This is a genomic window from Rhodococcus sp. NPDC059968 (assembly GCF_042738615.1).
In the GTDB taxonomy this organism is placed as follows: Bacteria; Actinomycetota; Actinomycetes; order Mycobacteriales; family Mycobacteriaceae; genus Rhodococcus_F.
Map to the genome: position 1 here is coordinate 64,574 of NZ_JBHWUE010000053.1, position 12,174 is coordinate 76,747.

The 12,174-nt window shown below is 68.6% G+C and carries 12 protein-coding genes; 8 read left to right on the forward strand and 4 right to left on the reverse strand.

Translation table 11 applies throughout. The features are described 5' to 3' along the window. The first annotated feature begins 46 nt into the window (after window positions 1–46). From ACFWAY_RS33360 to ACFWAY_RS33370, 3 genes are all read left to right on the forward strand, one after another. Window positions 47–754 carry a nitroreductase gene (locus tag ACFWAY_RS33360; RefSeq protein ID WP_378513554.1) on the forward strand — a complete coding sequence of 236 codons (708 nt, stop codon included), beginning with the start codon at window positions 47–49 and terminating at the stop codon, window positions 752–754. A gap of 1 nt (window position 755) precedes the next feature. Then, window positions 756–1,898 (forward strand): class I SAM-dependent methyltransferase, encoded by a 1,143-nt coding sequence (locus ACFWAY_RS33365; protein ID WP_378513555.1) that lies wholly within the window; start codon window positions 756–758, stop codon window positions 1,896–1,898. Window positions 1,899–2,061: 163 nt separating this feature from the next. Next, a complete protein-coding gene (locus ACFWAY_RS33370; protein ID WP_378474141.1) occupies window positions 2,062–2,916 on the forward strand; it encodes a Bax inhibitor-1/YccA family protein in 855 nt (284 codons plus the stop codon). 118 nt (window positions 2,917–3,034) lie between these two features. Here the strand turns inward: ACFWAY_RS33370 and ACFWAY_RS33375 are convergent, their stop codons facing one another. Together ACFWAY_RS33375 and ACFWAY_RS33380 are read right to left on the reverse strand one after the other, a co-directional pair. Then, a complete protein-coding gene (locus tag ACFWAY_RS33375) occupies window positions 3,035–4,252 on the reverse strand; it encodes an acetyl-CoA C-acetyltransferase (protein ID WP_378513556.1) in 1,218 nt (405 codons plus the stop codon). 107 nt (window positions 4,253–4,359) lie between these two features. Next, window positions 4,360–5,382, reverse strand: a complete 1,023-nt coding sequence (locus ACFWAY_RS33380; RefSeq protein ID WP_378513557.1) for an SGNH/GDSL hydrolase family protein — start codon at window positions 5,380–5,382, stop codon at window positions 4,360–4,362. A 135-nt stretch (window positions 5,383–5,517) separates the two neighbouring features. Here ACFWAY_RS33380 and ACFWAY_RS33385 point away from each other — a divergent pair, with 135 nt between their 5' ends. The 4 genes from ACFWAY_RS33385 (at window position 5,518) to ilvA (ending at window position 10,036) form a co-directional block, all read left to right on the forward strand. Continuing rightward, on the forward strand, window positions 5,518–6,903 hold the full coding sequence (locus ACFWAY_RS33385) for a cystathionine beta-synthase (RefSeq protein WP_005255744.1): 1,386 nt from the start codon (window positions 5,518–5,520) through the stop codon (window positions 6,901–6,903). Window positions 6,904–7,030: 127 nt separating this feature from the next. Further along, window positions 7,031–7,537, forward strand: coding sequence for a hypothetical protein (locus ACFWAY_RS33390; RefSeq protein ID WP_378451733.1), 507 nt, complete (start codon window positions 7,031–7,033; stop codon window positions 7,535–7,537). A gap of 21 nt (window positions 7,538–7,558) precedes the next feature. Further along, window positions 7,559–8,731 carry a cystathionine gamma-synthase gene (locus tag ACFWAY_RS33395; RefSeq protein ID WP_378451669.1) on the forward strand — a complete coding sequence of 391 codons (1,173 nt, stop codon included), beginning with the start codon at window positions 7,559–7,561 and terminating at the stop codon, window positions 8,729–8,731. A 72-nt stretch (window positions 8,732–8,803) separates the two neighbouring features. After that, window positions 8,804–10,036 carry a threonine ammonia-lyase gene (gene ilvA / locus ACFWAY_RS33400; protein WP_378513558.1) on the forward strand — a complete coding sequence of 411 codons (1,233 nt, stop codon included), beginning with the start codon at window positions 8,804–8,806 and terminating at the stop codon, window positions 10,034–10,036. 6 nt (window positions 10,037–10,042) lie between these two features. On the opposite strand, the gene ACFWAY_RS33405 is transcribed toward ilvA, so the two are convergent. Together ACFWAY_RS33405 and ACFWAY_RS33410 are read right to left on the reverse strand one after the other, a co-directional pair. Then, window positions 10,043–10,813 carry an FAD:protein FMN transferase gene (locus tag ACFWAY_RS33405; protein WP_378513559.1) on the reverse strand — a complete coding sequence of 257 codons (771 nt, stop codon included), beginning with the start codon at window positions 10,811–10,813 and terminating at the stop codon, window positions 10,043–10,045. Window positions 10,814–10,838: 25 nt separating this feature from the next. After that, entirely contained in the window at window positions 10,839–11,030 is a 192-nt protein-coding gene (locus ACFWAY_RS33410) for a hypothetical protein (RefSeq protein ID WP_378513560.1), read from the reverse strand. Window positions 11,031–11,194: 164 nt separating this feature from the next. Between ACFWAY_RS33410 and ACFWAY_RS33415 the strand changes: the two genes are divergently transcribed. After that, on the forward strand, window positions 11,195–12,106 hold the full coding sequence (locus tag ACFWAY_RS33415; RefSeq protein ID WP_378513561.1) for a hypothetical protein: 912 nt from the start codon (window positions 11,195–11,197) through the stop codon (window positions 12,104–12,106). Window positions 12,107–12,174: the final 68 nt, after the last annotated feature.

Below are 12,174 nucleotides of genomic sequence, written 5' to 3' on the forward strand. Positions count from 1 at the left end.
CAGAGAGCGGTGTTCGAGAACGAGTAGACCCGAGGAGAATTCGACGGTGACGGATACCGGCATTGCGGCAGCGGACACGAGCCTGGCCGAGCAGACCCTGGCCCAGCTCCTCGACGCGCGAATCAGTTGCAGGGCTTACCTACCGGCGCAGGTGCCGCGCGATGTGATCGAGCGGATCCTCGAGCTCGCCCAGCAGACGCCGTCGTGGTGCAACACGCAGCCGTGGCAGGTCGCGATCACCGAGCGGGAGGGGACCGAGCGGTTCCGTTCCGGGCTGGCGGAGTACGTCCGCACCCACCCGCAGGAGTCCGACTTCGAGTGGCCCCGCGAATACGTGGGCGAGCACAAGTTGCGCCGCCGCGAGTGTGCCATGCAGCTGTACGCCAGCGTCGGTATCGCGCCCGGGGACCGGGCCGCGTCGGCCGAGCAGACGATGAAGAACTTCGACCTGTTCGGCGCGCCGCACGTCGCGATCGTCACCACCCACGAAGCACTCGGAACGTACGGCGCCGTGGACTGCGGCCTGTACGTCGAGACGTTCCTGCTCGCCGCGCAGAGTCTCGGAGTGGCGACCATTCCGCAGGCCGCTGTCGCGGGAAGTTCGCGGTTCATCCACGACTTCTTCTCGCTCGAGGAGGACCGTCGGGTCGTCTGCGCGATCTCGTTCGGCTACCCCGACATGGAGAATCCCGTCAACGGATTCCGCACCCACCGGGAACCCGTCGCCGACGTCGCGCAGTGGGTGTCGCAGTAACGTGCTCGACTCCGAAGTGTTCGACCGGGACGCCCTGTTCGCCCGCCTCCGTCGCCGTCCCGACGTCGAGGCCCCCAACCTGACGGCCGTCGACGCCGCCGACCGGCTGATCCTCGACGAGGCCGCGGCGGCCCTGTCGGCGGCGCGACCCGGGACGCTCGCCGTGATCGGCGACCACTACGGTGCACTCACCCTCGGCGCTGCGGCGACGCACGGCTCCACCGGGATCCGCGTGCACCAGGACCCGCTGACCGGCGAACTGGCGCTCGCCGCCAACGCCGCGACGGTCGGGCTCGCCGACCGCTACCGGCCGTGCGCGCTCGGTGAGGAGCTGCTCGCGGGCGCAACGGTCGTGCTGATGCAACTGCCGCGGAGCCTCGGCGAACTGACCGAGGTCGCCGAGGCGATCGCACGCCACGCCGACCCGTCCGTCGTCGTCTACGCGGGCGGACGCAACAAGCACATCTCCACCGCCATGAACGACGTGCTCGGGCGTTCGTTCTCCGACGTCCACGCGACCCTCGGCAGGCAGAAGTCGCGGGTGCTGATCGCGAGTGGTCCGGTGGAAATGGCGCAGCAGACGTACCCCGTCACCGAGCACCTCGCCGAGATCGGGCTGGACGTCGTGTCGTACGGGGCCGCGTTCGCCGGGCCCAAGCTGGACATCGGGACCAGGTATCTCCTCGACTTCCTTCCCCGCGTGAACCCCGGCGCGCGGGCCGCGGTCGACCTCGGGTGCGGAACGGGCATTCTCGCCGTCAGCCTCGCCCGGCTCCTCCCGGAAGTGTCGGTGATCGCCACCGACCAGTCCTCCGCTGCGGTCGCGTCGGCGGCCGCCACCGCCCGCGTCAACGGACTCGACGGACGGGTCAGCCCGCTGCGCGACGACGCCATGTCCACCCTCGCCACCGACAGCCAGGACGTCGTCCTGTGCAACCCGCCGTTCCACGTGGGCGCGGCCGTCCACACCGGAGGCGCGTCGAAGATGTTCACCGAAGCCGGGCGGGTGCTCCGGCCCGGCGGCGAATTGTGGACCGTGTACAACTCGCATCTCGGATACCGGGGCCGGTTGCAGCGGCTCGTCGGTCCGACAGACGTCGTCGGCCGGAATCCCAAATTCACCGTCACCCGATCGGTGGCCTGACCGCCACGCCGACCGGCCTCGTCTGGCGGGTGTCCCCGCGGCACCGGTAGAGTCCGAATTGTCCGACCCGAAAGCGACGAACGGGAACTTGCGGTGGGTGCGGGACGTTCAACGTACAAGAAACCCGGATCCACCCGGCGAGCCACGAGAAGGGATGTGCACGGTGCGCACCACCAGTAACCCGGTGTTCCGCAACCTGCCCAAACAAGAGGGCAGCGGCGGATACGCCTCGTTCGGATCTACGACGGCCGGCGCAGCGCAGGTCACGCAGCAGTTCGGCCAGCCCCAGTACACGCAGGCCGAGCCCTACCGGACGGGCCCCGACTACCGTTCGATGACCATCGACGACGTCGTTACCAAGACGGGTGTCACGCTCGGCGTGCTCACGGTGTCGGCGATCATCTCCTACTTCCTGGTGAGCAACAACGCGAACCTCGCGGGCCCGTTGGTCATCGGCGGTGGCCTCGTCGGTCTCGTGCTGGTCCTCGTGGCCACGTTCGGCCGCAAGATGGACAACCCGGGCATCGTCCTCGCCTACGCGGTGGCGGAGGGCCTGTTCCTCGGCGCCCTGTCGTTCATGTTCACCGACATCACGTTCGGCGGAGTCGGCGGAGCGGCGCTCATCGGCCAGGCCGTACTCGGCACGTTCGGCGTGTTCTTCGGCATGCTCGTCGTCTACAAGACGGGCGCGATCCGAGTCACGCCCCGCCTGACCCGGATGATCATCGGCGCCCTCATCGGTGTCGTCGTCCTCGTCCTCGGCAACGTGATCGCCAGCTTCTTCACCGAAGGCGGCCTCGGCCTCCGCGACGGCGGTCCCGTGGCGATCATCTTCAGCCTCGTCTGCATAGGTATCGCCGCATTCAGCTTCCTGCTGGACTTCGACGCCGCCGACCAGCTGATCCGCGCCCAGGCGCCGGAGAAGGCCGCATGGGGCGTCGCATTCGGGCTCACCGTCACCCTCGTGTGGCTGTACGTCGAGATCCTGCGACTCCTGAGCTACTTCAACAGCGACTAGGCGCGAAAGCGCGAGAAGGCCCCGAGAGCAGAAGCTCTCGGGGCCTTCTCGCGCTTCGCGCCCGTGCGCCGTTCTGGTCGCTACCGCTACCAAAAAGGCGCACGAGCGGCGGAGCCGCCTAACTCAGGCGCTCGAGGACCATTGCCATGCCCTGCCCGCCGCCGACACACATGGTCTCGACGCCGAACGTCTTGTCCTGCTCGCGCAGGTTGTTGAGCAGGGTGTTGGTGATGCGGGCACCGGTCATGCCGAACGGGTGGCCGAGGGCGATGGCGCCGCCGGAGATGTTCAGCTTGTCCTCGTCGATCTTCAGTTCGCGGGCCGATCCGAGAACCTGGACGGCGAACGCCTCGTTGATCTCGAACAGGTCGATGTCGGAGATGGACTTGCCCGCGATGGCGAGGGCCTTCTTGACGGCCTCGATCGGGCCGAGGCCCATGATCTCGGGGGACAGTCCGGACACACCGGTGGACACGATCCGGGCCAGCGGGGTCAGGCCGAGGGCCTTGGCCTTGGTGTCGGACATGATGACGAGCGCGGCGGCGCCGTCGTTGAGCGGGCACGCGTTGCCTGCGGTGACGGTGCCGTCCGGCCGGAACACGGGCTTGAGCTGGCTGATGCCCTCGTAGGTGGTGCCGGCGCGCGGGCCGTCGTCGGTGGACACGACGGTGCCGTCGGGGAGGGTGACCGGGGTGATCTCCCGCTCGAAGAAGCCGTTCTTGATGGCTTCCTCCGCGCGGTTCTGGGAGCGGACGCCCCAGTGGTCCTGCTCCTCGCGGGTGATGCCGGTGGCCGATGCGACGTTCTCGGCCGTCTGGCCCATGGCGATGTAGACGTCGGGAATCTGCTCGTTCTCACGCGGGTCGGTCCAGGCGACGCCGCCCTCGGCGAGCGTCGCGGTGCGCGCCTCGGCGTCGGCGAACCTCGGGTTCTTGGTGTTCGGCAGGCCGTCGGCGTTGCCGGTGACGAAGCTGGACACCGACTCGACGCCGGCGGAGATGAACACGTCGCCCTCGCCGGCCTTGATCGCGTGCAGTGCCATGCGGGTGGTCTGCAGCGAGGAGGAACAGTAGCGGTTGACGGTGACGCCGGGCAGGAAGTCGTAGCCCAGTTCCACCGCGACGACGCGGGCGATGTTGAAACCCGACTGGCCGGCGGGCTGACCGCAGCCGAGGAGCAGGTCGTCGATCTCGGTGGGATCGAGTTCGGGGACCTTCGCCAGCGCTGCGGCCACCATCTGCGTCGTCAGATCATCCGGGCGGATGGTCTTGAGCGAGCCCTTCATGGCTCGGCCGATCGGTGAGCGTACTGCGGAGACGATGACTGCCTCGGGCATGAAAACTCCTTTGTCAATTGCGGGGGTCTGCACTGTGTTGCAGACCACCCGTTTTGTGGCCTTCCCGACAACTTACGTTGCCGGGCGGCACCGGGGGCATCGCCATCTCACTCAGCGACCCGTCGCGTCCTGGACGCGGACGCCTCCTCGATCGCGAGGAGTTCGTCGAGGCTGGCAGGTGCGCGTCGCCTCGCAGTGCGTCGCCACAGAAAACGGTTGAGCGAGGCTGTCATTCGGGTCGACAGCTTGCGTGATTCCGCGGCCTCCGACACCTCGGGCAGGTCGGGCAGCGGGCCGCCGTGCCACATGCCGAGGGCGGTCGCGAGAACGGGCACGATCTGGATCGCCGCCAATTCGTACCCCGCCGCCGACGGGTGGAAGTGGTCGGAGGAGAACATCCGGTCGGGAGCCGCCAGGAACTCGGGCGCCAGCAGGTCGGCCAGCGCCACCGGGTGGCCTCCCGCCGCGCTGGTCGCGGCCGCCTGCGCCCGGGCCAGCCGCAAACCCCACGTCCGGACGACGGTCCGCAGGGGCTGCGGAATCGCGGTCACCACCCCGAGGTCGGGGCACGTTCCGACCACGACCGCGCAGTCGTGGGCGCGGAGCCGTTCGACGGCCTCCCCGAGCCTGCGCGCCGACGCCCGGATGGAGTTCTTTGACGTCACGTCGTTCGCGCCGACCAGGATCACCGCGGCGTCCGGCGGCGGTCCGGCCACGAACATCGCGTCCACCTGCCCGCTGAGTCCGCGGGACGTGGCACCGCCGATGGCCTTGGTGCTCAGCCGGATCCGCCTGCCGGTCTCGTCGGCGAGGCGCCGCGCGATCTGCACGCCGGGCACTTCGTCCGCCGACAGGCATCCCACCCCGGCAGCCGTGGAGTCGCCGAAGATCATCAGATGGACGTCGTACGGCGTGGTCCGCACCCAGCGTTCGGGGACCGCGGCGCCGGGGGAGTAGACGCCGTCGGCCTCCGGCGGCTTGGCGACGTTGTGCCCGATCACACCGCGGGCCGTCGTCGCCTGGGACATCAGATAGGAGTACGCCGCCCACGACAGCGTGCCTGCGCTCGAACCTGCCACGACAGCCGCGGCGCCGGCCTTCACTCCGGTCTGCCAGGTCCTCTTGGGCACTGGTCTCACCTTTCCGCTACCTGGTGCTCATCTCACGGGTTCCAGCGGACTGCGTCCGCACCAATCTAGTCGGATCGGGGCCCCCGTGCCGGACGTCCGTGAGCATCGGATCAGGGCATCTGGGAGCATGGAGGCATGCGCATCGCGGAACACGTCGTCGACCTGATCGGCAACACCCCTCTCGTCAAGCTCTCTTCTGTCATCGGGGAGAACCACGGGACCGTTGCAGCCAAGATCGAATACCTCAATCCGGGTGGAAGCTCGAAGGACCGTATCGCGGTCAAGATGATCGACGCCGCGGAGGCGTCCGGTGAGCTGAAGCCGGGCGGGACCATCGTCGAGCCCACGTCCGGCAACACCGGCATCGGCCTCGCCCTGGTGGCCCAGAAGCGCGGATACAAGTGCGTGTTCGTCTGCCCCGACAAGGTCAGCGAAGACAAGCGGAACGTTCTCAAGGCCTACGGCGCCGAGGTCGTGGTGTGCCCCACCGCGGTCGCGCCGGAGCACCCGGACAGTTATTACAGCGTCTCCGACCGGCTTGCACGCGAGCTCCCCGGCGGCTGGAAGCCCAACCAGTACTCCAACCCGGGCGGCCCGCAGAGCCACTACGAGACCACCGGCCCCGAGATCTGGGCCGACACCGACGGCAAGATCACCCACTTCGTCGCGGGCGTCGGCACCGGTGGCACCATCACCGGCACCGGCCGCTACCTCAAGGAGGTGTCCGGCGGCAAGGTCAAGGTCATCGGCGCCGACCCCGAGGGTTCCGTGTACTCGGGTGGCACCGGCCGTCCGTACCTGGTCGAGGGCGTGGGCGAGGACTTCTGGCCGAGCGCTTACGACCCGTCCATCCCCGACGAGATCATCGCCGTGTCCGACGCCGACTCCTTCGAGATGACCCGTCGTCTGGCCCGCGAAGAGGGCTTGCTGGTCGGCGGCTCCTGCGGCATGGCCGTCGTCGCCGCACTCGAGGTCGCCAAGCGCGAGGGCCCCGACGCCGTCATCGTCGTGCTGCTGCCGGACGGTGGCCGCGGATACCTGTCGAAGATCTTCAACGACAAGTGGATGGCGTCCTACGGGTTCCTCCGCACCCCGCTCGACGGCAAGCCCGACGAGAAGACCGTCGGCGACGTGCTGCGCGGCAAGTCCGGCGAACTCCCGGACCTCGTCCACACCCACCCGTCCGAGACACTGCGCGACGCCATCGAGATCCTCCGCGAGTACGGGGTGTCCCAGATGCCCGTCGTCGGTGCGGAGCCGCCCGTCATGGCCGGTGAAGTGGCGGGCAGTGTCACCGAGCGCGACCTGCTGAGTGCCGTGTTCGAGGGACGCGCGCACCTGGCCGACCCGGTGGAGAAGCACATGAGCAAGCCGTTCCCGCTCATCGGTTCGGGCGAGCCCGTATCGGCCGCCACCAAGGCGCTCGGCGACACCGACGCGCTGATGGTCGTCGACGACGGCAAGCCCGCCGGGGTCATCACCCGCCACGACCTTCTCGGTTTCCTCAGCGCCGGCTCCTAGACGACACGTCGAGGGCCGGGCGCGCCAACACTGGTCCCCGCTGCGCACGGAACGTACGGTGCACAGCGGGGTACCGGTCCGGTGTCCGTGAGGGGGAGTCACAGTGAGTGCTCTACGTCGTGTTCTGGTGGTCCCGGTCGCCCTGCTCGGGTTCGCCGCCGCCGGATGCGGGAACAGCATCGAGGGTGCCGCGGTCGCACAATCGGGATCGTCGGACGTCGACTCGGTGTCTTCGGGCACCTCTTCTTCGGACGCGTCCGCCGACTGCGCTGCGCTGACGAAGGCGCTCGGTCGTCTGGTGTCGGATCGGCCGCATCTCACCGAGGCCGTCCTGCCCGGATCGACCGATCCGACCTGCTCATGGTCCAAGGGGCCGACCAACGTCATGAGCACCATCACCGCGTCGGTCAAGCCGCAGGTGACGGATCCTGCCGTCCTCGTCGAGATGCGGAACGGAACGAACGTCGTCCCGGACCCCCGTTCCGCGGAGTTCGGCGGGGTGGTCCTCGACGTCGTGGCCATGGCGCTGCTCACCCCGGAACACAGCATCATCGTCAACGCACTCGACCCCTCCGTCAGCGACGCAACCAAGCTCGACGTGGCCTTCGCCATCGCGGAGTATCTGGAGAATTAGGTCCCCACTAGTGTGGGGGCCATGAGTGAGCAGCGCAGCAAAGCGGACAACATCAGCTGGCAGGGGTTCTCCACCAAGGCCGTGCACGCAGGATTCGACCCCGACCCGCAGACGGGCGCCGTCAACGTCCCGATCTACGCGAGTTCGACGTTCGCGCAGGACGGCGTCGGCGGCATGCGTAACGGATTCGAATACGCCCGCACCGGTAACCCCACCCGACGACCGCTCGAGGCCAACCTCGCCGCCCTCGAATCGGGCACGTACGGTCGTGCCTTCGGCTCCGGCATGGCCGCCACCGACTGCCTGCTCCGTGCCGCGCTCCGCCCCGGCGACCACCTCGTCATCCCGAACGACGCCTACGGCGGAACGTTCCGCCTGATCGACAAGGTCTTCACCCAGTGGGGCATCGAGTACACGCCCGCCGCGGTGTCCGACGTGGACGCGGTCCGGGCAGCGATCCGGCCCAACACCAAGCTCGTGTGGGTCGAGACGCCCACCAACCCGCTCCTCAACATCGGTGACATCGAGGCGCTGTCCGACGTGGCGCACGACGCCGGCGCGAAGATTGTCGTCGACAACACGTTCGCGTCGCCGTACCTGCAGCAACCGCTGCAGCTCGGTGCCGACGTCGCGCTGCATTCGACCACCAAGTACATCGGCGGTCACTCCGACGTCGTCGGTGGCGCACTCGTCACCAACGACGAGGAGCTCGACACGGCGTTCGCGTTCCTGCAGAACGGTGCAGGCGCCGTCCCCGGACCCTTCGACGCGTTCCTCACGCTCCGCGGCATCAAGACCCTTTCCCTGCGCATGGAGCGGCACAGCGACAACGCCGAGAAGGTCGTCGAACTGCTCGCCGGCCACTCCGCGGTGTCCCAGGTGATCTACCCAGGACTCGAGTCGCACCCCGGCCACAAGGTCGCGGAGAAGCAGATGCGCCGCTTCGGCGGCATGATCTCCGTCCGCCTCGCCGGCGGCAAGCAGGCCGCGCTGGACTTCTGCTCGCGCACCGAGATCTTCACGCTGGCCGAGTCGCTCGGCGGCGTCGAATCGCTGATCGAGCATCCGGGCGCCATGACCCACGCCTCCACCGCCGGTTCGCTCCTCGAGGTCCCGGACGACCTGGTTCGCCTGTCCGTCGGGATCGAGGATGCCGCCGACCTCGTGGGCGACATCGAGCAAGCGCTGAAGTAGTAGGCGGCTTCGCCGCTCGTGCGCCTTTTTGGTAGCCACCGCTACCAAAAAGGCGCACGGGCCGAAGGCCTTATGCTGGCCCGCGTGGAGCCTGTCACGCTGGATCAGATCAGAGCAGCTCGTAAGCTGCTGGACCCCGTCATGCGCCGGACGCCGGTGATCGCGTCCCGGGCGCTGTCGGAACGATGCGGGCACGTGGTGTCGCTGAAGTGCGAAAATCTGCAGCGCACAGGATCTTTCAAACCGCGCGGTGCGTACAACCGGATCGCGAATCTGTCGGTCGCCGAACGGGCCTGCGGGGTCGTGGCGGCCAGCGCGGGCAATCACGCGCAGGGCGTGGCCTGGGCGGCTACGGAACTGGGCATCCCGTCCACCGTGTTCATGCCCACCGGCGCGCCTCTTCCGAAACTCGTCGCCACGAAGGCGTACGGCGCCACCGTCCATCTCACCGGCGACACGGTGGACGACGCGCTCGTCGCCGCGAAGGAGTTCGCGGACGAGACCGGCGCCGTCCTGATCCATCCCTTCGATCACGTCGACATCGTCGCCGGGCAGGGGACCGTGGGGCTCGAGATCCTCGAGCAGGAACCCGACGTCGGCACGGTCGTCGTCCCGACCGGCGGTGGTGGGCTGATCGCGGGCATCGCCGCGGCGGTGAAGGCCACCCGGCCGGACGTGCGGATCGTCGGCGTCCAGGCCGAACAGGCGGCCGCCTGGCCGCGTTCGCTGGCGGAGGGCCGCCCGATTCCGCTGGAGGCCATGTCGACCATGGCCGACGGCATCGCGGTCGGCCGGCCCGGCGACGTGCCGTTCGCGCACGTCGGCTCGCAGGTCGACGCCATCGTCACGGTCAGCGAGGACGCCCTGTCCCGGGCGCTGCTCCTGTGCCTCGAACGCGCGAAGCTCATCGTGGAGCCTGCGGGCGCGGCGGCGGTGGCCGCGTTGATCAGCTGCTCGACGGAAGAGCTGGGACTCACCGGGAAGGTGTGCGCGGTGCTGTCCGGCGGCAACATCGACCCGTTGCTGCTGACCCATGTCGTCAATCACGGTCTTCGGGCGGCCGGACGGTATCTCGGTGTGCACGTGACCATTCCGGACCGACCGGGTGGTTTGGTCAGTCTCCTCGGGGTGATCAGCGGCAACGGCGCCAGCGTCGTGGACGTCGTCCACTCCCGCACCGGCGGCGCGCTCGCGCTCGACGAGGTGGAGGTGTTCCTCACGGTCGAGACCCGTGGCCCCGGACACCGGCAGGATCTCCTCGACGCCCTGCGCGACGCCCAGTACACGGTTCGCCTGCAGGAATAGCTGGAGCTAGCTCGGCCACCCGCCCAGGGTGACCACCCGGAACTCCTGATCCACCAGCCGGGCAGGCAGCTCGAGGTTGGTGAGCCAGTCGACCGCACCGCCGCCCATCCCGACCGCCGCCGCGCTCGATGCGTGCGCGGTGGTGCACGACTCGGCCACCACGGACACGGTCCGCCACAACGAGATCGAGTCGGGGTGCAGGGGTTTGACGGTGCTGGCCGTCGCGACGGCCGCACCCGACGGGATCGACACCTGGCAGGTGGGGTCGCCCGGCAGGTCCTGGACCTGGACCTGCCAGCCGCCCGGTGGTGTGGGCCCGGCGGTGGCGATGTCTCCGCCGAGCGCCACCAGGACGCCACACCCGAGCAGCTCCGCCGTCGTCGACGCACAATGGTCCGCGGAACTGGCCCGGGCGGTGGCCGTCAGATCGAGTTCCACCCCGGCGGGGAGCGTGACCTCGGTGCCATCGACGGTGATCGATCGCCACGACTGGGGTGCGAGGGCCGACGCCGTGGGGTCGAGTGCGCCCTCCGTGGTGCGCGCAGCGGCGAGGGCATCGGTGAGGAACCGCGCGAACATCGGTGTGACCGTGTTCGGGCCCGCGTCGAGCGAGCGGATCTCGGCGTCCCCGCGGTCCCGGTTGACGGCGGCATCGGCGGCCGCGAGGTATCCGCGGATCAGATTCGACGCCGAGCTCAGAGCATCGGGGTCGGTGACGACGATGCGTGCGTGCACACCCCAGGTGGACCATTCGGTTGCGCTGCGTGCGCTGGTCATGTGGTGGTTCTCCGGTCTCGGGATCTCAGGAACCGCTGGACAGGGCGTCCGGTGCGCCGAATCCTGCCGAGACGAGGGGCGCCGCCACCGCCGAATCGGGGGTCGCGGGGTCCGCTGCCGCCGCCATACCACCACCGGCGACCAGTCCGGCGATTCCGGCTGCCGCCAGGACGCGGCGAACGGGAAGCAGGCGGGAAATCCGTCGGTCTTCACTCATGCCGACCAGCTTCCCCGAAGAACCTTAGAACAACCTGGGAAGAATCTGTCGCTCCTCGCCGAGTGCGCAGTAGTGCAGCGCACGCCCGGCGTGTCGCCTGCAGTTTGTGCGCAGTCGTGCCCGACACCCGTCGCCGTGACGGAGTCGTCACTACGATCGGATCCGTGATCGCAGACCAAGACGAACTGCTCGATGCCGCTATGGGTTTGCTGCGGGAGCGCGGCCCCCTTTCCGACCGGGAGCTGGCAGTCGCGCTTGCAGATTCGGGCAGGGGTGACATACACGAGCTGCTCGAAGACGTGGTGGACCTCGAGGCGCCGCTACTCGGATATCTCCCTGACGGCCGGAACGTCGCGCTCGACGTTCTGCTCTCGGGACGCGTCCTCACGCACCGCCTCACCGCGTGGGAGATCTCGGCCGACGTCGTGGAGATGGAGGATTTCGAGCCACTCCTGCACCTCGCATCCGGGGAGCCCGAGGTCGATGGCTTCGCGGTCGCGTTCGGCGGCGAGCACGCTGACGAGCTGGCTGTGAGAGGCGTGGACGGCGGGCCCTGGTCGGATGAGGCAGTTCTCGTCCTTCCGAAGGGCACCCTTGTGCAGCGTTCTCCCGGAGACCTTCTCGCGCTTTCGACGTCGGACAGTGGGGTGCACCTCGACTTCGTCGCCGAGCCGGTTGCGGACGCTCCCGATCTTGCGCCGCGGTTCACTCAGCGGTTGACCGAGAGCGCGGTAGTCGATCTGGAAGAGGAGGTCTGGCAGCTCCTGGTCGACGATCCGGCGGCGTTCGCAGTGCCGACATTGCCATTGGCAGAAATGGTCGAGGCCGCCGACTTCGACCGTTCCGGGCAACTTGTCGCCCCGCGCGGATTCGATTTCGACGAGTATGGCCAAGTTCTGTTGATCCGCGTGTACGCGGAACAGCTGGGGCTGCCGGTGGAGGCGGCACCGGCCCTGGCAATGCTGGTTTCGCTCGTCACAGCTCTCGCAGAGGACGACGACCAGGACATCGGAGAACGCTTCTTCGGTAAGCCGGACCTCTACGCAGGCCTAGCGGGAGTTTCCTGGATAAGTTGATCATGGTCGGTCGTTCGGGCCGCCCGTCGGTTGCCGACCTGGGGTAACACGGCGCGTCGGATGGTGCT